Consider the following 25,033-nt stretch of genomic DNA (forward strand, 5'->3'; position numbering starts at 1 on the left):
GCAGCACACCCGGTCGGCCATGACGCGGTCAGTGGCGTTCCCGGCTCGCCACCAGGGCCGCCAGGGCCGTGGTGATCGGCACCGAGGCCACCAGCCCGATGCTGCCCACCAGCGTGCGGACCACCTCGGTGGCCACGTCCTGGCTCGTGATCACGTCGCCGAGGCCGCGCCCGGACAGCGTGAACAGCAGCAGCAGGGGCAACGACGCGCCCGCGTAGGCCAGCACGAGCGTGTTCACCGCCGACGAGACGTGGTCGCGGCCGATCCGCATCGCCGAGGCGAACAGGCCCCGGGCGCTCATGGTGGGGTCGGCCCGCCGCAGCTCCCACACGGCGCTGGTCTGCGTGACGGTGACGTCGTCGAGCACGCCCAGCGCGCCGATGACCATCCCGGCGAGCAGCAGGCCGCGCGCGTCCACGGCGGTGCCGAGCGACTGGATCAGCGTGCTCGTCTGCTCGTCGAGCCCGGTGAGCTCCGAGGCCACGGAGAAGCCGTAGCTCAGCGCCCCGATCAGCGCCAGTGACACCAGGGTGCCCAGCACGGCCGTCGACGTCCGGGCGGACGGGCCGTGGGTCAGATACAGCACCACGAACATGATCAGGCAGGCGCCGACGATCGCGACGGCGAGCGGGTTGTGGCCCTGCAGGATCGCCGGGAGCACGAACACGATCAGCACCACGAAGCTCAGGCCCAGGGCCACGAGCGCCGCGAGCCCGCGCCAGCGGCCCAGCACCAGCACGGCGGCGGCGAAGAGGCCCGCGAGCCACCAGAGCGAGGCGCCGCGCTCGAAGTCGACGACCGAGTACGAGCCGGGGTCGTCGGGGTTGCCGCCGGAGAAGCTCAACACGATCTCGTCGCCCACCGCGTACCGGGGCGTGCTGGGCTCGACCGGGACCAGCTGGGCGAGGTCGCGACCGGGCAGTGGCCCGTCGGTCATGTGGACGACGAGCGCCAGGCAACCGTTGTCGCCGCTGCCCGGGGAGCACTCCGAGACCTTGGTGGCCGTGATCCGGCCGTGCACCGGCGTGCCCGAGTTGGCGGCCGGGGCCGCGGCGGTGGGCCACAGCACGGCGAGCCCGACGAGCGTGGCGATCGCGCACGGCACGAGCAGCGCGGCGATGAACAGCCGTACGCGGCGTCCAGCCGGGGCCGCGGGGGTGTGGCCGTGGCCGTGGCCATGATCGTGATCGGGTGCCGGCTCCTCCTGCTTGCGGAGCCCCGCGGGCCTGGACCACAGCTCGTCGGGAGGCACGACCGGAACGGGCTCGGTGCGGGCCTCGGAGTGGCGCGCCGCGACGTTGCGCGGGGGCTGCGGGGGCATGCCCCGGGGCGGGGTCAGCGGGACCGTGCCCGGGCGGCCGTGGCGGTGCCGGCCGGCGTCGTCGGGCGTCGGGGAGACCCCCCGGGCGGTCGGCATCGACCCATCCTGCCAACCCCGCTGTGCGTCGCGCTCGGGGATCCGCCTGGATGCGGGTCACACGATCGGGGGGTCCGCACCGGGCCGTCGGCGACGGACAGTGAACCGTTGCGTTCGACTCGAACGTGTGTTCGACTAGAGTCATGCGGTGGAGCGGGCAGCAGGTTCTCGAGGACGGCGTCGGGTCCGACGATGCCCTGCCGGGGATGCGTGGCCTGCTGCGCACGGTGCGCACGCCGGAGTTCGCCGGCACGGTGTTCCACGAGGTGGAGGCGCGGTCGGTGCTCAACCGGGTGCCGGGGCCGTCACCGATGCCGTTCCGGTGGACGGTCAACCCCTACCGCGGCTGCTCCCACGCCTGCGTCTACTGCCTGGCGGGCCCCACCCGCGTGCTCCTCGCGGACGGCGGCACCCGCCCCATCGCGGAGCTGAGGGTGGGCGACGCGGTCATGGGCACCACGAAGGTCGACGGCCGGCGCACCTACGTGCCCACCACCGTGCTCGCCCACTGGTCCACCACCAAGCCCGCGCACCGCGTGCGGCTGGCGGGCGGCACCGAGATCGTCGCGAGCGGCGAGCACCGGTTCCTCACCGACCGGGGCTGGCGGCACGTCGCGGCGGGCTGGTGCCGGTCCGGGCGGCGGCCGCGGCTGGAACCGGGGAGCGCGCTGCTGGGGCCCGGTCAGGTCGCGGGGCCCCGGCCGCACACGCCGGCCTACCGCCAGGGCTACCTGGCCGGACTGGTGCGCGGCGACGGCGTGCACGACGACGGGAACGGCTTCCCCTCGGCGCAGGTCGAGCTCGAGGCACTGGGCCGCGCCCACCACTTCCTCGCGGCCGGGTCACCCGCGCGCCACGGCCCCGTCGCGGTCGGGGCGCCGGAACCGGGCCGGGTCGCGCTGCGACCGCGTCCCCGACCGGTGCTGGCCGACGTCGTGCGCGCTCCGGAGCGTCCCGGCTCGGAGTGGTGCGCCGGGTTCCTGGGCGGGCTGATCGACGCCCGCGGCCGGGTCGAGGCCGGGGAGCTGGTGGTCGGGGCGGGGGTCGACGACGAGCTCGTCGGGTCCGCCGCCGGTGCCCTGCACCGGCTCGGGTTCCGCTTCGCCGTCGGACGCCGCGGCGGCGAGCGGGTGGTGCGGGTGGTCGGCGGGCCCGCGTCGCTGACGCGGCTGGTGCAGGTGGCCGACCCGGCCGTGGGGCGCCACCGGCACCCGGTGGGTGGGGTGCCGGTCACCGGCGGGCCCGAGCTCGAGGTCGTCGACGTCCGCCCGCTGGGACTGACGATGACCATGTACGACATCACCACCGGCACGGGCGACTTCGTGGCCGAGGGCGTGGTCAGCCACAACTGCTTCGCGCGCAACACCCACACCTACCTCGACATGGACGCCGGGGCCGACTTCGACAGCCAGATCGTCGTCAAGGTCAACGTCGCGCGCGTGCTGGAACGGCAGCTCAAACGGCCGTCGTGGGAGCGCGAGGCCGTGGCGATGGGCACCAACACCGACCCCTACCAGCGCGCGGAGGGCCGCTACCGGCTGATGCCGGGCGTCATCGGCGCGCTGGCCCGGTGGGGCACCCCGTTCTCGGTCCTGACCAAGGGCACCGTCCTGGCCCGTGACCTCCCCGAGCTGACGGCCGCGGCCGCCGACGTGCCGGTCGGGCTGGGGGTGTCGATCGCGCTGGTCGACCGCGGTCTGCAGAGCCGCCTCGAACCCGGCACGCCGTCCCCGGCGGCGCGGCTCGACCTCGTCCGCCGGATCACCGACGCCGGGCTGCCGTGCGGGGTGATGGTGGCCCCGGTGCTGCCGCTGCTCACCGATTCCGCCGAGGCCCTCGACGCCCTGCTCGGGCCGATCGCGGCCGCGGGCGCCACGGGGGCCAGCGTGATGGCCCTGCACCTGCGCCCGGGCACCCGTGAGTGGTTCCTGGCCTGGCTGGCGCGCGAGCACCCCGGCCTCGTCGAGCGGTACGCGCGGCTCTACCGGCGCGGGGCCTACGTCGACCCGGAGTACCGGCGTGCGCTGGGGGAGCGGGTCACGCCGCTGCTGCGCCGTCACGGGCTGGCCGGGAGCTTCCCGGTGCTCCGCGGGGTGGGCGCGGTGGTCGCCGATCCACCGACCGACGAGGGGGAGCAGCTGAGCCTGCTCTAGGACCATCCACCGGCCGCGAGCATCACGACCGGGGCGGCGAGGGCGAACGCGACGCGCCGCCGCCGCGGCCGGAGCGTCGCCGCGTGGCGTCCTCCGAGCCTCCGGGCGGCCGACTCCGCGCGGAGGGGAAGCCCGGCCAGGGACCCGCGGACCCTGCTACCCCTCGGCGCATGTCGAGCACTCTCCGTAGTAATCAGAGGGGTAGACGTCACGCTAAGGAGTCGACGAGCTCATCGTGACATCACGTGCCGAGCGCTGGGCCGGTCGCGGTGGGCGGTGCGGCAAACCTGGTGGCCGGGTGCCGGGGGTGCCCGGATAACCTCGCACCGTGATGCGTACCCACCCCGCCGGCAGCCTGCGTGCCGAGAACGCCGGACAGTCCGTGACCCTCGCCGGGTGGGTGGCCCGCCGCCGTGATCACGGCGGCGTGATCTTCATCGACCTCCGCGACGCCTCCGGATCGGCCCAGGTCGTGTTCCGCGAGGGCGAGATGGCCGAGCGGGCCCACCGCCTGCGCTCCGAGTTCTGCGTGCAGGTCACCGGCGAGGTCGTGCTGCGCCCGGACGGCAACGACAACCCCGAGCTGCCCACCGGCGCCATCGAGGTCACCGTCACCGCGCTCACCGTGCTGTCGGAGTCGGCGCCGCTGCCGTTCCCGATCGACGGCTACAGCGAGGTCGGTGAGGAGATCCGGCTCAAGCACCGCTACCTGGACCTGCGCCGCAGCGGCCCCGCTGCGGCCCTGCGCCTGCGCAGCGAGGCCAACCGGGTGGCGCGCACGGTGCTGCACGACCGCGACTTCGTCGAGGTCGAGACGCCCACGCTCACCCGTTCCACGCCCGAGGGTGCCCGCGACTTCCTCGTGCCCGCCCGGCTCAAGCCCGGCTCCTGGTACGCGCTGCCGCAGAGCCCGCAGCTGTTCAAGCAGCTCCTGATGGTGGCCGGCACCGAGCGCTACTACCAGATCGCGCGCTGCTACCGCGACGAGGACTTCCGCGCCGACCGCCAGCCGGAGTTCACCCAGCTCGACATCGAGATGAGCTTCGTCGAGCAGGACGACGTCATCGAGCTCGGCGAGACCATCACCGCGGCGCTGTGGAGGGAGCTCCTCGGCTACGAGATCCCGCGGCCGATCGCGCGGCTCACCTACGCCGAGTCGATGGCCCGCTACGGCTCCGACAAGCCCGACCTGCGCTTCGCCATCGAGCTCACCGACATGACGGAGTACTTCGCCGACACCCAGTTCCGGGTGTTCCAGAATCCCTACGTCGGCGCCGTCGTCATGCCGGGCGGGGCGTCGCAGGCCCGGCGCACGCTCGACGGCTGGCAGGAATGGGCCAAGCAGCGCGGCGCCCGCGGGCTCGCTTACGTGCTCATCGGCGAGGACGGCACGGTCGACGAGCGCGGGCCGGTCGTCAAGAACCTGTCCGAGGCCGAGCGCGACGGGCTGGCCAAGGCCGTCGGCGCCGCCCCCGGTGACTGCATCTTCTTCGCCGCCGGGCACCCGTCGGACGCCCGCGCCCTGCTCGGGGCGGCGCGCGGCGAGATCGCGCAGCGCTGCGGGCTGGTCGACGAGAGCGCGTGGTCGTTCGTCTGGATCGTCGACGCGCCGATGTTCGAGCGCATCCGCGACGACAAGGGCAACGAGCTGGGCTGGACCGCCGTGCACCACCCGTTCACCTCGCCCAACGGCGACTGGATGGACCGGTTCGAGGAGGACCCGTCGGAGGCACTGGCGTTCGCCTACGACATCGTCTGCAACGGCAACGAGATCGGCGGTGGGTCCATCCGTATCCACCGCTCCGACGTCCAGGAGCGCGTGTTCGCGCTGCTGGGCATGGACGAGGCCGAGCAGCGGGAGAAGTTCGGCTTCCTGCTCGACGCGTTCGCCTACGGCCCGCCCCCGCACGGCGGCATCGCGTTCGGGTGGGACCGCATCTGCATGCTGCTCACCGGCGCCGACTCGCTGCGTGACGTCATCGCGTTCCCGAAGTCGGGCGGCGGCTTCGACCCCCTGACCTCCGCGCCCGCGCCGATCACGCCCGAACAGCGCAAGGAGGCCGGGGTCGACGCCAAGCCGGCCCCGCCGAAGCAGGCCTGATCGCAGGCTGTGCAACATCTTCGGGTGATCGCGCCGTCCGACCGGACGGACGCGGTCCGCGACCTCCTGATCGCCGAGCCCGGCGCCACCCACGTCACGGTGCAGCCGGGCGTGGCGGTGGAGCCGGCGGGGGACCTGGTCGAGGCCGACGTCACCCGGGAGGCCGTCGACGACGTGCTCGCCGGCCTTCGCGACCTCGGTGTCGACCACAGCGGCGGCGTCACGCTGGAGATCATCGACACCACCCTGTCCGACCACGCCGACGCCGCCGAGGAGGCGGTGCCCGGCGACCCCAACGACGCGGTCATCTGGGACGAGCTGGTGGCCCGCACCGGCGAGGACTCGCGGCTGTCGATCGGCTACCAGGCGTTCCTGACGATCGCGTGCCTGCTGGCCGCGATCGGGGCGATCACCGACTCGTCGGTCACGGTCGTGGGCGCGATGGTGCTGGGCCCGGAGTTCGGGCCGCTCGCCGCGGTGGCCGTCGGCCTCGTGCTGCGGCGCGGCGATCTCGTGCGGCGCGGTGTGATCGCCCTCACGGCGGGCTTCCCGCTGGCCATGGTCGTCACGGCGCTGGCCACCCTGCTGTTCGACGCGGTCGGGTTCCTGTCGACCTCCGCCCTGGACAACCTCGACCAGGTGGACTTCATCTACAAGGTCGGGCCGTTCTCCTTCATCGTCGCCCTGCTCGCGGGCGCGGCCGGGATGCTCGCGCTGACCTCGGCGAAGTCGGCGTCGCTGGTGGGGGTGTTCATCTCGGTCACCACCGTGCCGGCGGCCGCGTTCGCCTCGGTCGCGCTGGTCGAGGGCCGCTACGCCGAGGCCCTGGGGTCGGCGCTGCAGCTGGTCGTCAACGTGGTGGGGATCGTCGTCGCGGCCGTGCTGGTCCTGATGCTCGCGCGCCGTCCCGGCATGCGTGGGCGGGGACGGCGGCGGCTGTCGGCGGGGTAGGGTCGCAGGCAATGGACGACGACCTGGGCAGGTTCCCCAGGCCGGTGCTCGCGGCGCTGGCCGCGGCGGAGCGGTTGCTCACCCGCAGGGCCGGGGCCGGCGTCGTGCTGGCCGATCCGGAGGACCTCGGCGGCAGCGACCGGTCGGTCGTCGCCCGGGCCCGCGTGGCCCGCAACCCCTTCTCGCTGCCCCGCACGCTCGTCGTCAAGCACTACCTCGACGAGCCCACGCCGGGGCGTCCCGATCCCTTCCGCTACGAGGTGGCCAGCTGCCAGCTGTTCACGGCGCTGCCCGCCGACGCCCGCCCCAGCCCCATCCTCATCGCCCACGACCCCCAGGCGCGGCTGCTCGTGCTGGAGGACCTCGGCCGCAGCTCCACGCTCGCCGACAAGCTCTTCGGCCCCGATCCCGCCGCCGCGCAGCGCTGCCTGCTGAGCTGGGCGCGCGGGCTGGGCCGGATGCAGGCGGCAACGGCCGGCCGGGAGGACGACTTCGGGGCCCTGCTGCGCCGCCTCGGGGAACGCACGTGGCGCGATCCGATGGCCGACGACGCCCGCGCCGCGTTCGCCGGCGTGGCCGGGCTGCTCGCCCAGGAGCTGGGGGTGCACGTGCCGCCCGCCGCCACGCGGGAGGCCTACGACACCGCCCGGCTGCTGGGCGGCACCCGCTACCGCGCGTTCAGCCCGTCCGACACCTGCCCGGACAACAACCTCGTCACCAGCAAGGGCGTGCGGTTCGTCGACTTCGAATGGGGCTGCTTCCGCGACATCTCCCTCGACGCCGCCTACTTCCGCGTGCCGTTCCCGGGCTGCGAGGCCAGCTTCGCACTGCCCGACGGCATGGCCGAGACGATGCTGGAGGCCTGGCGCAACGAGGTCGCCGCCGTGTGGCCCGACCTGGACGTGCCGGGCGTGCTCGAGCAGCGGCTGCTCGACGCCCACCTGCTGTGGGTGTGGCTGTGCACCTGGTGGATGCTGCCGCGGATCCGGGTGAAGGACCTGCCGGTCGGCCCCGACGCCACCCGTTCCCCGCGGATCAGCACGGCGCTCGCCCACTACTGGCGCCAGCTCGCCGTGGCCGCGGAGTCGGCGGACCGCCCGGCCACGGCCGAGCTCGGCACGATGGTGGCCGAGGCGCTGGGCAAGCGGTTCCCCGACTCGCCCAACGCGCTGCCGGTCTACCCGGCCTTCCGCACCGCCGCGTAAGTTCCCCGATCCGACGCCGACGCGTCACCCTGCGCACACCGCCGGTGAGCCCACGTCGGTGATCGTGTCGGCCGTGCCGGCATGGATCACTCCGCCCCTCCCGGTGCTGCGCGTCGCGCGCACCCTCGTGACGCTCGGCGACTCCACCTCCGTCGGCCTCGGCGACCCGGCTCCGGGTGGTGGCTGGCGCGGTTTCCCCGTCCTGCTCCGCGACGCCCTGGGCGCGTCGGTGCTGGTCAACCCGTCGCGCACCGGCGCCCGGATGGCCGACGTGCGGCGCGAGCAGCTCCCGGTGGCGCTGGCCGCGGCCCCGGACGTCGTGGTGCTGTTCGTCGGGATGAACGACACGCTGCGGTCGGACTTCGACCCCGCGGCGATGCGGTCCGACGCCGCCGCGATCGTGCGCGAGCTGCATGACGCCCGCGCCCACGTCCTGCTGGTGCGCTACCACGACCACACGCGGGTGTTCCGGCTGCCCGCCCCGCTGCGGCGGGCGCTGGGCCGCCGGATCGAGGCCCTCAACGGCGTCGTCGACGGGATGGCCGGGCCGGGGGTGGACGTGCTGGACGTCGGCGACCTGCCGGGCGCCTACGAGCGGTCCGCGTGGGCGGTGGACCGGCTGCACCCCTCGGAGCAGGGGCACCGGATGCTCGCGGCCGGCTTCGCGGCGCTGCTGGCCGGGGCGGGGTTCGCCGTGCCGCGTCCGGTGGGTCTGGAGTGCGCGGGTGGGCGGGAGGTGACGGCCGCGCACCGCGTGGCCTGGCTGGTCGCCAAGGGTGTGCCGTGGCTGGTCCACCGCAGCCGCGACCTCGGCCCGGTGGTCGTACAGGGGTTGGTGTCGGAGCTGGTCAGGCGGCCTGGTCGAGCTCGCGTGCGGTGAAGTCGCCGGTGACGGGCAGGCCGGCCTCGATCAGCCACAGCTGCGCGCGGGTGCAGGTGGGGCAGATCCAGGTGACGGTACGGTCGCGCTCGTGCTGGCTGCTCCAGCTGAGCCCGGCGGCATCAGCGGTGGTGCGGGCGAGGGCGCAGAGAGGGCATGTGTGGGTCTCCATGCCACCGAAGAGTGGCGGCCGCACTTTGCGGTGCTGTGAACGGCGTGCGAAGGGTGCGGTGCGTTGACGTCCGACTACCGGACGTCACAGGGCTCGCAGGAACCGGTCGATCCTGACCAGGGCCTCTTCCAGCTGGGGGAGCGCCGTCGCGTAGGAGCACCGCACGTGGCCCTCGCCCGACGGCCCGAAGACCCCGCCGGGCACCACGGCCACGTGCTCGGCCTGCAGGAGCTTCTCCGCGAACGTCTCGGAGTCCAGGCCCGAGGCGCGGATCGACGGGAACGCATAGAAGGCGCCACCGGGCTCGGGGCAGTCGAGCCCGATCTCGCGCAGCCCCTTCACGAACACGCGCCGGCGCCGGTCGTAGTCGGCGACCATCGCCTCGACGTCGTCGTCGGACCCGGACAGCGCCTCGACGGCGGCGAGCTGGGAGACGTGCGGAGCGCACAGCATCGTGTACTGGTGCACCCGCACACACAGCTCCGCGACGGCGGCGGGCGCGCAGATCCAGCCCACCCGCCAGCCCGTCATGGCGTGGGCCTTGGAGAACCCGCCCAGCAGTACCGTGCGCTCGCGCGCGCCGGGCAGCGTGCCCAGGCACGTGTGCGCGCCGGTGTAGGTGAGCCGGTCGTAGATCTCGTCGGAGATCAGGTAGAGGTCGTGCTCCTCGGCCAGGCGGACCAGGGCCTCCAGCGCCGCCCGGGGCTGCACGGCGCCCGTCGGGTTGGCCGGCGAGCCGATGAGGATGGCCTTCGTGTTCGGCGTGATCGCGGTGGCCACCACGTCGGCGTCGATCGCGAAGCCGTCGTCGGCGCGCGTGGGCACGCGCACCGGGGTGCCACCGGCGAACGCCACACAGGGCTCGTAGGCGACGTAGCAGGGCTCCGGGACGATCACCTCGTCACCGGGGTTGAGCAGCACCCGCAACACGAGGTCGAGGCCCTCGGAGACGCCGGTGGTGATCAGGCACTCGGCACCGGGGTCGTAGGTGGCGCCGTAGCGGGAGGCGAGATCGGCGCAGATCAGCTCGCGGAGCTTGGGCAGGCCCGCGTTGGAGGTGTAGGTGGTGTAGCCGTGCTCCAGGGCGTAGATGCCGGCCTCGCGCACGCGCCACGGCGTGACGAAGTCGGGCTCACCGACGCCGAGGCTGATCACGTCGTCCATATCGGCGGCGATGTCGAAGAACCGCCGGATGCCCGACGGCGGGCAGGCGGCGATGACCGAGTTCAGCGGCTTCACGGCGTGACCGGCAGACGGTGGTCGGGCTCGGCCTTGGCGAAGTCGTCGCCGTCGCGCTTGTAGGTCTTGAGGACGAAGTGCGTGGCCGTGGAGCGCACGCGGTCGATGGTGGAGAGCTTCTGCGACACGAAGTCCGAGACCGCGCGGATCGTGGCGCCGTCCACGGTGCAGCGCAGGTCCTGGCTGCCCGAGACGAGGTAGACGCTGCGCACCTCGGGGAACCGCGCGATGCGGGCGGCCACGTCGTCGAACCCGACGCCGCGGGCGGGGGCCAGGGAGACGTCGATGAAGGCGGTGACGGTCTCGCGTGTGGGGTCCTCGTCGACGGCGTCCCAGTCGACCACGGCCTTGTAGCGGCGGATCGCGCCCGAGGCCTCCCATCCGGAGATCGCCTCGCGCACCTGCTCGACCGGGAGGTCCAGCATCGTCGCGATGGTGTCGGGGGAGAGCTGGGCGTCGCGCTCCAGGAGTTCGAGGATCTGCCGCACGGACCGACCCTACGTCGCACTCGCCGCGAGCCGCCCCACCGCCTCGCGGAGGTCACCCGCCGGGAGGGACGCGAAGCAGCAGCGCATCGACGACGGCAGGGTCGCGTCCACGGCGAACGCGCTGCCGGGAACGAACGCGACACCGTGCTCCAGCGCCCTGGGCAGCAGTGCGGCGGTGTCGGTGCCGTCCGGGAAGGTGAGCCAGCAGAACATGCCTCCGGTCGGCACCGTGCAGCCGGCCTGGGGCAACAGCTCGGCGACGGCGCCGCAGAACGCCCGGGCGCGGGCCGCGGTCACGGTGCGGACGCGCTCCAGGTGCGCGCCGAACCAGGCCGTGTCGGCGAGCAGGTCGGCCGCGATCGCCTGGGTGAGTGACGACGTGCACAGGTCGGTGCACTGCTTGAGGCGTTCGACGGCCGCGCAGACCGGGGCCGGACCGGTGATCCACCCGACGCGCAGGGCGGGGGCGAGGATCTTCGACGCGCTGCCCAGCCGCACGATCCGCTCGCCGTGCGCCGCGACCGGGACGGGCGGGGTGCCGTCGAAGGCGAGCAGCCCGTACGGGTCGTCCTCGACGACGAGGAAGCCGTGGCGGTCGGCGAGCGCGGCCAGCTCGCGGCGGCGTTCCGGGCTCATGGTGACGCCGCGCGGGTTGTGGAAGCTGCTGACCGTGTGCACCAGCCTCGGCCGCAGGCCGGCCGCGAGACGCTGGGCCAGCACGTCGACCTGCATGCCGTCGCCGTCCAGCGGCACGGTGTGCAGCGCGGCGCCGGCGGCCTGGAACACCTGCAGCGCCCCGACGTAGACGGGGTCCTCGACGACCACGGTGTCGCCGGGGTCGAGCAGGACGCGGGCGAGCAGGTCGAGGGCCTGCTGGGAGCCGGTGGTGACGACGACGTCGGACACGGGCCTCCCGCAGCGGCGCGACTCGTGCTCGGCCAGCACCTCGCGCAGGCGGGCGAGGCCGGCCGTCTCGCCGTACTGGACGGAGGCGGGGTCGTGGAGTGCCGCCGCGGCGGCCTCGGCGATGCGCTCGCGGGGCAGCAGGTCGGCGGCGGGAAGGCCGCCGGCGAGGCTCAGGACCTCCGGGCGGGCGGTGAGGGTGAGCAGGTCGCGGATGGCGGAGCCGCGGACGGCATCGAGCCTGGTGGAGAGCGTGATCACGGGAACCTCACGGTCGATCGGACGGGGTGGTCACGTCCTGGATCGACAGGGCGGGTGGGCGCGGGCCGCGGTGGGGCCTGCCGTCGATGATGCCGGGCGGTCCCGCAGATCGGAACTCGATTCCCGATATATGGGAGAATCGGGTGGTGCGGGCGTCCGGGTCGGGAGTGACGGTGGCGGACAGGATCTCCACGTCGACGAGGATGTCTGCTGCCGCGAACCGGGCCGGGTTCGTCTCTCCCTCCGACGCCTCGGACGTTCCCACCGGGCCCCGACCGGCATGGGCACCTCCGACGATGTCGGCGGCCGGTGGCAGGGTGGAGTGGTGACCGGCGAAGGGTTGTTCGACATCGACGAGCCAGAGCCGTCTCCGGCCGTCGACCGGGTCGGGGCCACCGTGCCGGAGGCGCGAAGGGTCGCGGCGCCGGAGGCGCGAAGGGTCGCGGCGCCGGAGGCACGGAAAGTCGCGGCGCCGGAGGCGCGGAAAGTCGCGGCGCCGGAGGCGCGGAAAGTCGCGGCGCCGGAGGCGCGGAAAGTCACAGCGCCCCTGGCCGCCCGCATGCGCCCCCGGACTCTCGACGAGGTGGTCGGCCAGGAGCATCTGCTCCGCCCCGGCGCGCCGCTGCGCCGGCTCGTGGAGGGCGGCGCGGCGGCGTCCGTGCTGCTCTACGGCCCGCCCGGCACCGGCAAGACCACGATCGCGCGGCTGCTGTCGCAGGTCGGCTCGCGGCACTTCGTCGCCCTGTCGGCACTGTCCTCGGGGGTGAAGGAGCTGCGCGAGGTGATCACCGACGCGCGTCGCCGCCGCGACCACCACGACCAGCAGACCGTCCTGTTCATCGACGAGGTCCACCGCTTCTCCAAGACCCAGCAGGACGCCCTGCTCGGCGCCGTCGAGGACCGGCTCGTGCTGCTCGTGGCCGCGACCACGGAGAACCCGTCGTTCTCGGTGGTGTCGCCGCTGCTGTCGCGGTCGCTGGTGCTGCAGCTGCAGTCGCTCACCGAGGACGACGTGCGTGAACTGCTGCGCCGGGCCGTCACCGATCAGCGGGGCCTCAACGGCACGGTCACCCTGGACCAGGACGCCGAGGACGCGATCGTGCGGCTGGCCGGCGGGGACGGGCGCCGGGCGTTGACCGCCCTGGAGGCCGCCGCGGACGGCGTGGTCGGCACGGGCGAGACCGTGATCGACGTCGTCGGGGTCGAGCGGGCCGTCACCGAGGCCACCGTCCGCTACGACCGCCAGGGCGACCAGCACTACGACGTCATCAGCGCGTTCATCAAGTCCATCCGCGGCTCCGACCCCGACGCCGCGCTGCACTACCTCGCCCGCATGCTCGTGGCGGGGGAGGACCCGCGGTTCATCGCGCGGAGGTTGATGGTGCACGCGAGCGAGGACATCGGCCTGGCCGACCCGACCGCGCTGCAGGCCGCTACGGCCGCCGCGCAGGTCGTGCAGCTCGTCGGGTTGCCGGAGTGCCGGATCGCGCTGGCCCAGGCCACGCTGCATCTCGCGACGGCCCCGAAGTCGAACGCCGTGATCGTCGGGATCGACGAGGCCATGTCCGACGTCCGGGCCGGGGCGACCGGGGCGGTGCCCCCGCACCTGCGCGACGGCCACTACGCGGGTGCGGAGAAGCTCGGCAACGCGGTGGGCTACCGCTACCCGCACAGCGACCCCGCCGGGGTGGTCACGCAGCAGTACCCGCCGGATGCGTTGGTGGGCAAGGACTACTACCGCCCCACCCCCCACGGCGGCGAACGCACGCTGCGCGAGAGGCTGGAGAAGCTGAGGCGCGCGATCCGCGGCCGCTGATCGAACGGGCATGGATCAGGGCGCCGCCCGGGTGCGGTCCGCGAGCAGGCGCACCGCCAGGGCGCCCAGGACCCCGCCCATCACCCAGCGCTGGGTGCGGAGCCAGGCGGGGCGTCCACCCAGGAACGCGGCCAGGGCGCCGGCGCTCAGCACGATCAGTGCGTTGACGGTCAGCGCGACCGCGATCTGGATCGACCCCAGCACCAGGCTCTGCGCCGCCACGGAACCGCGGGCGGGGTCGACGAACTGGGGCAGCAGCGCCACGTACAGCACGGCGATCTTGGGGTTGAGCAGGTTCGTGACCAGGCCCATCACCAGCAGCCGGCGCGGGGTGTCGACGGGGAGCTCCTTCGGCGCGAACACGGCGGTGCCGCCCGGCCGCACCGCCTGCCACGCCAGGAACAGAAGGTACCCGGCACCGGCGACCTTGAGCACCTCGTACGCCACCGGAACCGTCGCGAAGACCGACGCCACCCCGGCCGTCGCGGCGGCGAGGTAGACCCCGAACCCGATCGCCACCCCCACCAGCGACACCAGCCCGGCCCGTCGGCCCTGCGTGATCGACCGCGAGACCAGGTAGATCATGTTCGGGCCGGGCGTGAGGACGAGGCCGAGCGCCACCAGCGCGATGCCGACGGCCGAGGCGGTGCTGATCATGTGTCCAGTAGGCGGCGCGACGGGCACGGGGGCCACGGCCACCTACGGGGAAGTGGCCACCAGCCCGCTGGCGTCGACGTGGAACTGCATCGCCCGGTACGGCCAGTTCGTCGCGGTGTTCCACTGGCTCACGACGAGGTGCAGGTCGGCGAGCGTGCTCCCGGGCACGATGTAGCCGCCGTAGAGCTGGGCCACCCGGCCGGCGGCGTGGTCCTCGTCCTCCCAGTTGCAGCCGCGCAGCACCGTCGCGCGGGGGGCGGTGTACAGGTCGGCGGTGGGGGAGCCGAGCGCCATGACGTCCATCGCGTAGTGCTCCTGGTCGAAGAACGCGAGCATCCAGCGGCCCTCGACGCGGCGCAGCGACAGCTCCCCGAACCGCCCGGTCAGGGCGACGGTCGGTGGCCGGCCCCAGCCCCAGCCGTCGGCGTCGGTGAGCCCCCAGCCCTCCCAGGCGTCCCTGTCGGCGAGCTGGTCCTCGGGCACCCGCTGCAGGATCAGGCCCTTGTCGCGCTGGAAACCGGTGGACAGCACGTAGACGAACCCGTCGTCGCCGCGTTCCCAGGTGAGCATCTGGAAGAAGCCGTCGTGGTGGCCGGCGGCCCAGCGCACGCCCGTCGGGCGCCAGCTGGCGCCGTTGTCGCGTGAGCGGTGCAGCTCCGTCCAGCGGACGTTGCCCAGCTCGCGGCACACCATCACGTGCAGGTAGATGGTGTCACCGATCGTGATGAGGTCGGTGGGGAGCACGGTGGTGACACGCCGGACCCGACGCCCCCACCGCCGGACGGTCCTGTGGACGTAGCGCACCACCTGCCGCGCCCGCTCGCCCCGGCCCGCGGAGCCGGTCCACTCGATGCCGGTGGTAGCGGTGGCGGGGTCGCCGAAGAGCACGACGGGCGCCCGCCAGCCGCGCCCGCCCACGCCGGCCCGGGCGAACGTGTCACCGAAGACCGAGACCAGCCGCCCGTCCGGGGCGGTGACGGTGGCGCCGAGGTCGGTGCCCCCGATGTCGAAGCGGTCGGTGTGGCCGGGCCCGGTGAGATCGCGGACCTTGGACGCGAGCTTCACGGAGCGCCCCCCGGTGCCAGCAAAGTGGCTTTCCTGTCATCTGGTGCCAGCAAAGTGGCTTTACTGGCACTCCGGCAAGCCCTCACACCGCGTCCCGCTGCACCGGGCAGCTCATGCAGCGGGGGCCGCCCCGGCCCCGACCCAGCTCGCCTCCCGGGATGTCCAGCACCTCGATCCCGTGGCCGCGCAGGAACGCGTTGGTGGTGACGTTGCGCTCGTAGGTGATCACCACGCCGGGCGCGACGGCGAGGGTGTTGCAGCCGTCGTCCCACTGCTCGCGTTCGGCGGCGTGCACGTCCTGCTCGGCGGTCAGCACGCGGATCTCCGGCAGGTGCAGCGCCTTGGCGATGGCGGCGTGCATGTCCCGGGGCTCGTGGTCGGTGACGTCGAGCTCCTTGTCGTTGTCACCCGGCCGCACCGTGTACGCCGGGAGCATCCCGAGCCCGGCGTACTTCGTGAACGTCTCCGGGTCGACCATCGTCATCACGGTGTCGAGGTGCATCAGCGCGCGGGTCTCGGGCATCCGCAGTGCGACGATCCGGTCCACCTCGCCGCCCGCGAACAGCCGCCGCGCCAGCCGCTCGACGCCCGCCGCCGTGGTCCGCTCGCTCATCCCGATCAGCACGGCGCCGCCGCCGAGCACGAGCATGTCGCCGCCCTCGGTGGTGGCCGGCCCGTTGACGGCGCCCTCGGACCACACCTCGAAGTCGCCGTCGGCGAAGAGCGGGTGCCAGCGGTAGACGGCCTCGTAGTGCACGGTCTCGCGCATCCGGGCGAGCTTGCGCATGCTGTTGATCGAGACACCGCCATGGATCCAGGCCGACGTGTCGCGCGTGTAGAGGTGGTTGGGCAGGGGTTCGAGCACGAAGTCGTCGGGATCGAGCACGTGGAACGCCACCGAGCGCGGCTCCGGGATGCGGTCGCGCACCTCACGCTTGGTGATGCCCCCGATCAGGTGCTCGGTGAGCGTGTCGTCGTCCATGGCGTCGAAACAGTTGCGCAGCGCGTCGATCGCCATCGGGCCGTACACGCGCTCGTCGAAGATGCTGTCGAGCACGTACTTCTTGGCCTCGGGCAGCGCGACGGTCCGGCGCAGCAGCTCACCGAACAGGTGCACGGTGACGCCGCGCTCGCGCAGCACCTCGGCGAACCGGTCGTGCTCCTCCTGCGCGCGGTGCACCCACAGCACGTCGTCGAACAGGAGGCGGTCCTTGTTGCCCGGGGTGAGGCGCTTCAGCTCCAGGCCCGGCCGGTGCAGGATCACCTGACGGAGCTGTCCGACCTCGGAGTCGACTCGGTACATGGGCAAGATACTGCCGTGAATCTCGACGGCCTGGACGAGCAGATCGTCGCCCTCCTCGTGGACGACGCGCGGCGCAGCTACGCCGACCTGGGCGCGGAGGTCGGGCTGAGCGCGTCGGCGGTGAAGCGGCGGGTCGACCGGCTGCGGGCGGGCGGCGCCATCACCGGCTTCACGGTGCGGCTGGACCCGGGCGCGCTGGGCTGGTCGGTGGAGGGCTACGTCGAGCTGTACTGCCGCGCCCGCACCGCGCCGGAGACGATCCGCGCCGCGGTCAAGCGGTTCCCGGAGGTGGTGGAGGCCAGCACGGTCTCGGGCGAGGCCGACGCCGTGCTGCGCATCCTCGCCGTCGACATGCGCCACTTCGAGCAGGTGCTGGAGAAGATCAGCGCGGCGTCGTTCGTCTCGCGGACGAAATCGGTGCTCGTCCTGAGCCCGCTGCTCCGCCGCCCGGCCGCGCCGCACCGCCCGGCGAGCTGACGCAACGATCCGTCGTCACTCCCGGAGAACACGCAACGATCGGTCGCCCAGGGACAACATCCGCTGATTGTCCGCCGATGGCGCGCTTCCTACCGTTGAGCCACCCCGGCATCGAGGCCGCGGCCCACCCCGCCTTCAACCGTGGAGCGAGCCCGTGACCAGCGTTCTTCCCGCCCCGTCCACCCGGCGCACCGCCACCCGCCGGCACTACGTCATGTGCCGGCCCGAGCACTTCGACGTCACCTACGCGATCAACCCGTGGATGGACGTCACCGTCCCCGTCGACCGCGACCTCGCCGTCCGCCAGTGGGAGAACCTCCGCGCGACCTACGTCGACCTCGGCCACCGCGTCGACCTGCTCGACCCCGTCGCCGGGCTGCCCGACATGGTCTACACGGCCAACGGCGCCACCGTCGTCGGCGGGGTGGTGCTCGGCGCCCGGTTCCGCCACGCCGAGCGGGCGGCCGAGGCCGCGTCGCACCTGGCCTGGTTCCGGGGCCACGGGTTCGCGCGCGTCGTCGATCCGGAGTTCGTCAACGAGGGGGAGGGCGACCTGCTCGCCGTCGGCGATCTCGTGCTCGCCGGCACCGGGTTCCGCACCGACCCGCTCGCCCACGTCGAGGCCGCGCGAGTGCTCGGCCGCGAGATCGTGCCTCTGGAGCTCGTCGACCCGCGCTTCTACCACCTCGACACCGCGATCGCCGTGCTGGACGACTCGACGATCGCCTGGCTCCCCGCGGCGTTCTCCCCGGCGTCGCAGGCCGTGCTGCGGATGCGGTTCCCCGACGCGTTCGAGGCCGGACCGGCCGACGCCGACGTGCTCGGGCTCAACGCCGTGAGCGACGGGCGGAACGTCGTCCTCCCCGTCGCCGCGGGCGGTCTGGCCGCCGCGATCGCCGAGCGCGGCTTCACCCCCGTCCCGATCGACCTGTCCGAGCTGCTCAAGGGCGGTGGCGGACCCAAGTGCTGCACCCTGGAGGTTCGGGCATGACCACGACGGAGACCGCGACCGAGCACCACGAGCACCTCGTCGAGCAGTACTCGGCGCACAACTACCACCCGCTGCCGGTCGTCGTGGCGCAGGCGCACGGCTCGCGGGTCACCGACGTCGAGGGCCGCGAGTTCCTCGACTGCCTCGCCGGATACTCCGCCCTGAACTTCGGCCACGGCCACCCGGACCTGCTCGCCGCCGCACACCGCCAGCTCGACCGCGTGACGCTGACGAGCCGCGCGTTCGGCAGCGACCAGCTGGGGCCGTTCTGCGCGGAGCTGTCGGGGCTCCTCGGCAGGCATGCGGAGAACTCCGGACCGCCGGCCCCTGGGTCCTACCGCGAGTCCTGGTCGGGCAGGTTGACGGTCCTCCCGATGAACACCGGCGCCGAGGCGGTGGAGTCGGGGATCAAGGTGGCCCGCAAGTGGGGCTACGAGGTCAAGGGCGTGCCGGTGGACCGCGCGCAGATCGTCGTGACGGCCGGGGGCTTCCACGGCCGCACCACCACCATCGTCGGCTTCTCCACCGACCCCGACGCCCGCGGCGGTTTCGGCCCGTTCACGCCGGGGTTCGTCGTGGTGCCCTACGGCGACGCCGCGGCGCTCGAGGCCGCGATCACCCCCGACACCGTGGCCGTGCTGGTCGAGCCGATCCAGGGGGAGGCCGGCGTGGTCGTCCCCCCCGCGGGCTACCTGCCGGCCGTCCGGGCGGTCTGCGACGCGGCGCGCGTGCTGTTCGTCGCCGACGAGGTGCAGTCCGGCCTCGGGCGCACCGGGCACCTGCTGGCCACCCGCGCCACCGGCGTGGACGCCGACGTCTACCTGCTCGGGAAGGCGCTCGGCGGCGGGATCATGCCGCTCTCGGCCGTGGTCGCCGACGCCGACGTGCTCGGCGTGCTGCACCCCGGCCAGCACGGCTCGACGTTCGGCGGGAACCCGCTGGCCTGCGCCGTCGGCCGCGCGGTCATCACCCTGCTCGCCGACGAGGGACCAGCCGGCATGCTCGCCCGCGCCCGGCGTCTGGGCGACGTGCTGCACGGGCGGCTGGCCGCGCTCGTCGGTCACGGCGTCGTCGCGGTGCGGGGGACCGGGCTGTGGGCCGGGGTCGACGTCGACCCGCGGCTGGGTACCGGTCGCGATGTCAGCGAGGCGATGATGCGTCGGGGCGTGCTCGTCAAGGACACCCACGGCTCGACGATCCGCCTGTCCCCGCCGCTGGTGATCACCGAGCGGGAGCTGCACGAGGCGGTCGACGCCCTGACCGGCGCGTTGTCCGACCTGCCCTGACCCGCGAGTCGGCGGTTCTCCGTGCGCGAGTCGGCAGTTTCCGGAGCGCGAGTCGGCGGTTTCCGGAGGTCGACCCGTTCGCCCTGACCCGGCGACCCGCGGACCGGAACGCGCCGACTCGCGGGCGGAGAACCGCCGACTCGCGGGCGGAGAACCGCCGACTCGCGGGCGGAGAACCGCCGACTCGCGGGCGGGAGACCGCCGACTCGCGCACGGGAGACCGTCGACTCGCGCACGGAGCAACGGTGGCCGTTCGCCCGTTCGGGGGGTGGCCGTACACGGTCAGTAGTAGGGCGTCCTACGTTATTGGGCGCGTCGGAACGGCCGCTCGTCGCTGTCGGTGATCAGAATGAGGTCGGGGCGCAGTGATCCGAAGATGACGGTGAGTAGCAGCTCGGCCGTGGTCTGCGGCGTCTCGCCGGGCCGGTTGACGCTGCGCAGCAGGAGCAGGTTGACCACCAGGGTGCTCATCTCCAGGGCCGACGGGTACGGGCGGAGCTCGCCGGTCTCCTGCCCGTGGGCGATCAGCAGCAGCAGGGCCTCCGGGATCGGGACGAGCGTCCGCGGGTCGTCCTGGTCGTCCGGGTCCGCAGCGCCGCCGACGCGGATCGTGTACTCCTGCACGGCCGACCAGAGCGCCGCCGTGAGCTCGTGGTTCCGATCCGTCACCCGGCACAGGGCCCTGACCTGGTCGTCTATCGCGTCCAGCATCGACCGGCCCGCGGCGATGTCGTTGTGGGCCTGGACGATCAGCGGCCGGACGAGCGGCTGGTAGACGTGCCCGAGCAGGGCGTGCTTGGTGGGGAAGTGGTTGTAGGCCGTGGCGGCGCTGACCCCGGCCGACTGCGCGATGTCCTCCATGCGCGTGCGGGCCCACCCCCGGGAGCCGAAGGCCGAGTCGGCGGCGTCGAGCAGAGCGCGTCGGGTGCGGTCACGCTTCGTGCGTGCGGCGCGGGCCCTGGGGTCGTCCTCGTGGGACTCGTCGGAGGCAGGCATCGCGCGCAGAGTAACCAATCCGAAGCCAAACTTCTCTTGACTCCAACTGGGGTGTCACCCAAAATGCTTACTTGAAGGTAGAACGACGTCGGACAGTCACAGGGCACGGTGATTGCGCGGCGGCGCCGAGGGAACAGCAGGGCACCTGCAGTCGGGGGACATCGCAGGTATCCAGCAGGTCCTGCGCTCTCTCCTCGGTGCGTACGACGGTACGGCTGCGCCATGTGGAACCCGGCCCCAGAAAACCGGTCGGGTGACACGCATCCGTGTCACGCCGGCGGTAGTCGCCGGCGTAGGGGAGGGGAACCCATGATGTCCGCGTACTCCGGCGAGACGATCGCCACCAGCACCAGCACCGCCTCGTACGGCACCGCCCGATGAGCGCTCTCGCCTACCCCGAGTCCCAGCCGGTGAAGGAAGCGGTCGGGCCGATCGAGCTCGTCGACCCGGTCGGCGACGTCCAGTTCGTCGCGGAGATCGCGGAGATCGCGGAGATCGCCGGGGCGACCACCGGGACGCCCGCGCTGCTGGAGAGCCTCGTGGCCGACGCCGTGGCGGGTGATCGCGGGGCACGCGATCGCCTGCTGGCCGAGATCCAGCCGCTCGTCCTGCGCTACTGCCGCGGCCGGCTCGGGCGCCAGGAGACCGCGATCGGCTCGGCCGACGACGTCGCGCAGGAGGTATGCCTCGCCGTGGTCGGTGCGCTGCCGAGCTACACCATCAAGGGCCTGTCGTTCCGTGCGTTCGTCTACGGCATCGCCGCCCACAAGGTCACCGACGCGTTCCGGGCCATCGGTCGCAACAAGTCGGAGCCGGTGGCCGAGCTGCCCGACACCCAGCTCGTCCTCGACGGGCCCGAGCAGCGCCTCCTGGCCGCCGAGCGCGTCGAGCGGCTGGGCGGCCTGCTGCACTGCCTCACCCCCCGTCAACGCGACGTCCTCGTCCTGCGCATCGCGGTCGGGCTCTCGGCGGAGGAGACGGCCAGGATGGTCGGATCCACCCCGGGTGCGGTCCGGGTCACGCAGCACCGTGCGCTCAACCGGCTGCGCGGCGTCATCGGCGGCCCGGACGACGACGAGGTCGACCCCGCCGACTACGTGCCGCTCACGGTGGTCCCCGAGGTGTGACCCCGTCCGGCGCCGCACCGTCCGGGGAGTAGCCTGATCGGCGATCATCTCCCGGTCGGTGAGGTGTCGAGTGCGGTAGGTGAGGAGAGCTTCGTGTCGGCTGGCCAGATCGCTGCGTTGGTGGCCGCGGGGGCCTTCGTCGTCCTCGTGGTGCTGCTGGCCGTACCCCTGCTCAAGCTGGGGAGGACGCTCGACGAGGCCACGATCGCGATCCGCAAGGCCCACGAGGGCAGCGCGCCGCTGCTCGACAACGCCCAGACCACGCTGCACCAGGTCAACACCCAGCTGGAGCGCGTCGACGGCATCACCTCCAGCGCCCGCACCGTCACGAGCAACGTCTCGGTGCTGACGTCGCTGTTCACGGCCACGATGGGTGGCCCGCTCGTGCGCGCCGCCGCGTTCTCCTACGGCCTGAACAAGGCCGTGAAGGCCCGCCGGGCCGGGAAGGACGCCGGCCAGCACTCGCTGCGCTCGCGTCCCGGGCGTCTGCGTCGGGGGAAGAAGAAGTGAAGCGGCTCTTCTGGCTGGGCGTGGGAGTGGCCGCCGGCGTGTACGCCTCCCGCCGCGCCACCGCCGCCGCGCAGGCCCTGACGCCCGCGGGCATCGGCGCCAACATCGCCGACGGCCTGCGCGAGCTCGGGGCCGGCCTCGGCGCGTTCGGTGCCGAGGTGCGCGCCGGGATGAGCGAGCGCGAGCAGGAGCTCACGCAGCTGGTGGAGCGGCGCACGGGCGACCACGTTCCGACCTACTCCGAGGCGCTGGCGCCCGAGAAGCGGGCGCGAGCGCCACGGGCAGGGGCCTGATCTCTCCCGGCTCCTGCCGTCCCCGTCTCCCACTCGACCCCAGCATCCGAAGGCCATTCCCGTGCAGACCCACGAGATCATCCGCCGTTTCACCGACCACTTCGTCTCCACCGGGCACACCCGCGTGCCCAGCGCGTCGCTGATCCTCGACGACCCCACGCTGCTGTTCGTCAACGCCGGCATGGTGCAGTTCAAGCCCTACTTCCTCGGCGACGCGCCCGCGCCCTACCCGCGCGCCACGTCCATCCAGAAGTGCGTGCGCACCGGCGACATCGAGGAGGTCGGCCGCACCACGCGGCACAACACCTTCTTCCAGATGGCCGGCAACTTCTCCTTCGGCGACTACTTCAAGGCCGGCGCGATCGAGCACGCCTGGGAGCTGATCACCTCCGGGGCGGGCTTCGGCATCGACCCGGACAAGCTCTGGGCCACCGTCTACCGCACCGACGACGAGGCGCTCGAGCTGTGGCGGAAGTTCCTGCCGGAGTCGCGCATCCAGCGCCGCGGCGGCAAGGACAACTACTGGGACATGGGCGTGCCCGGCCCCGGCGGGCCCTGCTCGGAGATCTACTTCGACCGCGGCCCCGAGCACGGCCGTGACGGTGTCGACACGAGTGGGGGACCCGAGGCCGACGAGGACCGCTACCTCGAGATCTGGAACCTCGTCTTCATGCAGGACATCCGCGGGGACCTGAGCCCCAAGGAGGAGCACCCGCCGATCGGCACGCTGCCCAAGAAGAACATCGACACCGGCATGGGCGTGGAGCGCGTGGCCACGCTGCTCCAGGGCGTCGAGAACGTCTACGAGACCGACCTCGTGCGCCCGGTGATCAGCCGCGCCGAGGAGTTCTCCGGCCGCCGCTACGGCGCGAACGTCGAGGACGACGTCCGGTTCCGCGTCATCGCCGACCACGCGCGCTCCGGTGTGATGATCATCGGTGACGGCGTCACGCCGTCCAACGAGGGCCGCGGCTACGTGCTGCGCCGCCTGCTGCGCCGCATCGTCCGCTCCGCTCGCCTGCTCGGGGTGCAGGAGCCGGTGCTGAACTCCTTCGCCGAGGTCGTCCGCGACGCGATGGCGCCCTCCTACCCGGAGCTCGCCACCGACTTCGAGCGCATCTCCGCCGTCGTCCGCAACGAGGAGGAGTCCTTCCTCCAGACGCTCACGGCCGGCTCGCGGATCTTCGACACGGCCGTCACCACCGTGAAGGCGGCGGGCAGCACCCGACTGCCCGGCGACCAGGCGTTCAAGCTGCACGACACGTACGGCTTCCCGATCGAGCTCACCCTCGAAATGGCGGCCGAGGCCGGGCTCACCGTCGACGAGCCGGGCTTCCGCACGCTCATGGCCGAGCAGCGCGACCGCGCCAAGGCCGACGCGAAGGCGCACAAGACCGGCCACAGCGACGGCACCGCCTACCGCGCCGTGCTCGACGCCGCCGGGGGCACCGAGTTCCTCGGCTACACCGACGTCACCGGCGAGTCGCGGGTCGTCGGCCTCATCGTCGACGGCGTGGGGGTGCCCGCGGCCGGGAAGGGCACGGCCGTCGAGGTCGTGCTCGACCGCACCCCGTTCTACGCCGAGGGTGGCGGCCAGCAGGCCGACACCGGCTGGATCCGCGGGGACGGCTTCAGCGTCGAGGTCACCGACGTCCAGTCGCCGGTGGCGGGGCTGTCGGTCCACCGCGGCACCGTCACCGACGGCGAGGTGACGATCGACGCGCCCGTCCAGGCCGAGGTCGACGTCACCCGGCGCCAGGCCATCTCGCGCGCCCACTCGGCCACCCACCTCGTGCACGCCGGCATGCGCAAGGCGCTGGGCGACGCCGCCGCGCAGGCCGGCTCGCTCAACGCGCCGGGCCGGCTGCGGTTCGACTTCACCTCGCCCGCCGGCGCCGTGCCCGCCTCCGTGCTGGCCGACGTCGAGGACGAGGTGAACGACGTCCTGCTCAACGACCACGAGGTGCGCGCGTTCGTCACCACGCAGGACGAGGCCCGCCGCATCGGCGCCATGGCTCTGTTCGGCGAGAAGTACGGCGACCGGGTGCGCGTCGTCGAGATCGGCGACTACTCCCGCGAGCTCTGCGGTGGCACGCACGTGCACCGCTCCGGGCAGCTGGGCCTGGTCAAGCTGCTGTCGGAGGCCTCCATCGGCTCGGGCGTGCGACGGGTCGAGGCACTGGTCGGGCTGGACGCGTTCCGGTTCCTCGCCAAGGAGCACGTGCTCGTCTCCCAGCTGGCCGAGCAGTTCAAGGCCAAGCCCGAGGAGCTGCCCGAGCGCATCGGCGGCGTCGTCGAGCGGCTGCGGGTGGCCGAGCGCGAGCTGGAGAAGGTGCGCGCCGACGCCGTGCTGTCCTCGGCCGGTGCGCTCGCCGACTCCGCGGAGGACGTCGCCGGCACCGCGCTCGTCGCCGTCGCCGCGCCGGACGGCATCGGCGGCAACGACCTGCGCGCGCTCGCGTCGGACGTGCGCGGCCGGCTGGGGGCGCGGCCGGGTGTGGTCGCGCTGTTCTCCGCCGACGGCGACAAGCTCTCGTTCGTGGTGGCCACCACCTCGGCCGCCCGCGACGCCGGGCTGGCCGCGGGCAAGCTCGTACCCTCGTTCGCCGCGGCCGTGGGTGGCCGGGGCGGCGGCAAGCCCGACCTCGCGCAGGGCGGCGGCACCGACCCGTCGGGCATCCCGGCGGCGATCGACGCGCTCCGGCGCCGGCTCGCCTCGGCATGAACCCCCATGATCGGCGG

The 25,033-nt window shown here is 73.3% G+C and carries 23 protein-coding genes; 13 read left to right on the forward strand and 10 right to left on the reverse strand.

The window, feature by feature from the left end; all coding sequences use genetic code 11:
* Positions 1-28: 28 nt before the first annotated feature.
* Complete coding sequence (locus tag BGP03_RS31265) at positions 29-1,417, reverse strand: YibE/F family protein (RefSeq protein ID WP_298799853.1); 1,389 nt, start codon at positions 1,415-1,417, stop codon at positions 29-31.
* A gap of 143 nt (positions 1,418-1,560) precedes the next feature.
* Here BGP03_RS31265 and BGP03_RS31270 point away from each other — a divergent pair, with 143 nt between their 5' ends.
* The 5 genes from BGP03_RS31270 to BGP03_RS31290 all read left to right on the forward strand — a co-directional run bounded on the left by BGP03_RS31270 (position 1,561) and on the right by BGP03_RS31290 (position 8,707).
* A complete protein-coding gene (locus BGP03_RS31270) occupies positions 1,561-3,570 on the forward strand; it encodes an intein-containing Rv2578c family radical SAM protein (protein ID WP_298799854.1) in 2,010 nt (669 codons plus the stop codon).
* Between the two features lie 328 nt (positions 3,571-3,898).
* Entirely contained in the window at positions 3,899-5,671 is a 1,773-nt protein-coding gene (gene aspS / locus BGP03_RS31275) for an aspartate--tRNA ligase (protein WP_298799855.1), read from the forward strand.
* A 9-nt stretch (positions 5,672-5,680) separates the two neighbouring features.
* On the forward strand, positions 5,681-6,622 hold the full coding sequence (locus BGP03_RS31280) for a DUF389 domain-containing protein (RefSeq protein ID WP_296377559.1): 942 nt from the start codon (positions 5,681-5,683) through the stop codon (positions 6,620-6,622).
* 11 nt (positions 6,623-6,633) lie between these two features.
* A complete protein-coding gene (locus BGP03_RS31285; protein ID WP_298799856.1) occupies positions 6,634-7,827 on the forward strand; it encodes a hypothetical protein in 1,194 nt (397 codons plus the stop codon).
* Between the two features lie 73 nt (positions 7,828-7,900).
* On the forward strand, positions 7,901-8,707 hold the full coding sequence (locus BGP03_RS31290) for an SGNH/GDSL hydrolase family protein (protein WP_296377557.1): 807 nt from the start codon (positions 7,901-7,903) through the stop codon (positions 8,705-8,707).
* On the opposite strand, the gene BGP03_RS31295 is transcribed toward BGP03_RS31290, so the two are convergent.
* From BGP03_RS31295 to BGP03_RS31315, 5 genes are all read right to left on the reverse strand, one after another.
* Positions 8,676-8,879, reverse strand: coding sequence for a hypothetical protein (locus BGP03_RS31295; RefSeq protein ID WP_296377556.1), 204 nt, complete (start codon positions 8,877-8,879; stop codon positions 8,676-8,678). The genes BGP03_RS31290 and BGP03_RS31295 overlap by 32 nt on opposite strands.
* 84 nt (positions 8,880-8,963) lie before the next feature.
* Positions 8,964-10,118: an aminotransferase class I/II-fold pyridoxal phosphate-dependent enzyme gene (locus tag BGP03_RS31300; RefSeq protein ID WP_296377555.1), complete on the reverse strand. Its 1,155-nt coding sequence runs from the start codon at positions 10,116-10,118 to the stop codon at positions 8,964-8,966.
* Positions 10,115-10,606, reverse strand: a complete 492-nt coding sequence (locus BGP03_RS31305; RefSeq protein ID WP_296377554.1) for an Lrp/AsnC family transcriptional regulator — start codon at positions 10,604-10,606, stop codon at positions 10,115-10,117. The genes BGP03_RS31300 and BGP03_RS31305 overlap by 4 nt, the downstream gene beginning before the upstream one ends.
* Before the next feature lie 9 nt (positions 10,607-10,615).
* Complete coding sequence (locus BGP03_RS31310) at positions 10,616-11,770, reverse strand: PLP-dependent aminotransferase family protein (protein ID WP_296377553.1); 1,155 nt, start codon at positions 11,768-11,770, stop codon at positions 10,616-10,618.
* Between the two features lie 7 nt (positions 11,771-11,777).
* Positions 11,778-12,035, reverse strand: coding sequence for a hypothetical protein (locus tag BGP03_RS31315; protein WP_298799857.1), 258 nt, complete (start codon positions 12,033-12,035; stop codon positions 11,778-11,780).
* A 60-nt stretch (positions 12,036-12,095) separates the two neighbouring features.
* Between BGP03_RS31315 and BGP03_RS31320 the strand changes: the two genes are divergently transcribed.
* Positions 12,096-13,586: an AAA family ATPase gene (locus BGP03_RS31320; RefSeq protein WP_298799858.1), complete on the forward strand. Its 1,491-nt coding sequence runs from the start codon at positions 12,096-12,098 to the stop codon at positions 13,584-13,586.
* A 15-nt stretch (positions 13,587-13,601) separates the two neighbouring features.
* On the opposite strand, the gene BGP03_RS31325 is transcribed toward BGP03_RS31320, so the two are convergent.
* The 3 genes from BGP03_RS31325 to BGP03_RS31335 all read right to left on the reverse strand — a co-directional run bounded on the left by BGP03_RS31325 (position 13,602) and on the right by BGP03_RS31335 (position 16,611).
* Positions 13,602-14,243, reverse strand: a complete 642-nt coding sequence (locus tag BGP03_RS31325; RefSeq protein ID WP_298799860.1) for a LysE family translocator — start codon at positions 14,241-14,243, stop codon at positions 13,602-13,604.
* 42 nt (positions 14,244-14,285) lie between these two features.
* Entirely contained in the window at positions 14,286-15,308 is a 1,023-nt protein-coding gene (locus tag BGP03_RS31330; RefSeq protein ID WP_298799861.1) for a DUF4185 domain-containing protein, read from the reverse strand.
* Positions 15,309-15,390: 82 nt separating this feature from the next.
* Positions 15,391-16,611 (reverse strand): arginine deiminase, encoded by a 1,221-nt coding sequence (locus BGP03_RS31335; RefSeq protein WP_363094829.1) that lies wholly within the window; start codon positions 16,609-16,611, stop codon positions 15,391-15,393.
* 15 nt (positions 16,612-16,626) lie between these two features.
* On the opposite strand from BGP03_RS31335, the gene BGP03_RS31340 reads away from it, so the two are divergent.
* The 3 genes from BGP03_RS31340 (at position 16,627) to rocD (ending at position 19,365) form a co-directional block, all read left to right on the forward strand.
* Positions 16,627-17,088: an Lrp/AsnC family transcriptional regulator gene (locus BGP03_RS31340; protein ID WP_298799862.1), complete on the forward strand. Its 462-nt coding sequence runs from the start codon at positions 16,627-16,629 to the stop codon at positions 17,086-17,088.
* A 154-nt stretch (positions 17,089-17,242) separates the two neighbouring features.
* Complete coding sequence (gene ddaH, locus BGP03_RS31345) at positions 17,243-18,079, forward strand: dimethylargininase (RefSeq protein ID WP_363094832.1); 837 nt, start codon at positions 17,243-17,245, stop codon at positions 18,077-18,079.
* A complete protein-coding gene (gene rocD / locus BGP03_RS31350; RefSeq protein WP_298799863.1) occupies positions 18,076-19,365 on the forward strand; it encodes an ornithine--oxo-acid transaminase in 1,290 nt (429 codons plus the stop codon). The genes ddaH and rocD overlap by 4 nt, the downstream gene beginning before the upstream one ends.
* A 303-nt stretch (positions 19,366-19,668) precedes the next feature.
* On the opposite strand, the gene BGP03_RS31355 is transcribed toward rocD, so the two are convergent.
* Complete coding sequence (locus tag BGP03_RS31355) at positions 19,669-20,361, reverse strand: helix-turn-helix domain-containing protein (protein WP_298800635.1); 693 nt, start codon at positions 20,359-20,361, stop codon at positions 19,669-19,671.
* 377 nt (positions 20,362-20,738) lie between these two features.
* On the opposite strand from BGP03_RS31355, the gene shbA reads away from it, so the two are divergent.
* The 4 genes from shbA to alaS all read left to right on the forward strand — a co-directional run bounded on the left by shbA (position 20,739) and on the right by alaS (position 25,016).
* Positions 20,739-21,488: an RNA polymerase sigma factor ShbA gene (shbA, locus tag BGP03_RS31360; protein WP_363094835.1), complete on the forward strand. Its 750-nt coding sequence runs from the start codon at positions 20,739-20,741 to the stop codon at positions 21,486-21,488.
* Between the two features lie 93 nt (positions 21,489-21,581).
* Positions 21,582-21,998, forward strand: a complete 417-nt coding sequence (locus BGP03_RS31365; protein WP_296377545.1) for a DUF948 domain-containing protein — start codon at positions 21,582-21,584, stop codon at positions 21,996-21,998.
* Positions 21,995-22,291, forward strand: a complete 297-nt coding sequence (locus tag BGP03_RS31370; protein ID WP_296377544.1) for a DUF6167 family protein — start codon at positions 21,995-21,997, stop codon at positions 22,289-22,291. The genes BGP03_RS31365 and BGP03_RS31370 overlap by 4 nt, the downstream gene beginning before the upstream one ends.
* A 61-nt stretch (positions 22,292-22,352) precedes the next feature.
* Positions 22,353-25,016 (forward strand): alanine--tRNA ligase, encoded by a 2,664-nt coding sequence (alaS, locus tag BGP03_RS31375; protein ID WP_298800633.1) that lies wholly within the window; start codon positions 22,353-22,355, stop codon positions 25,014-25,016.
* Positions 25,017-25,033 lie beyond the last annotated feature (17 nt).

Source organism: Pseudonocardia sp. 73-21, assembly GCF_001899645.1.
Lineage (GTDB): Bacteria > Actinomycetota > Actinomycetes > Mycobacteriales > Pseudonocardiaceae > Pseudonocardia.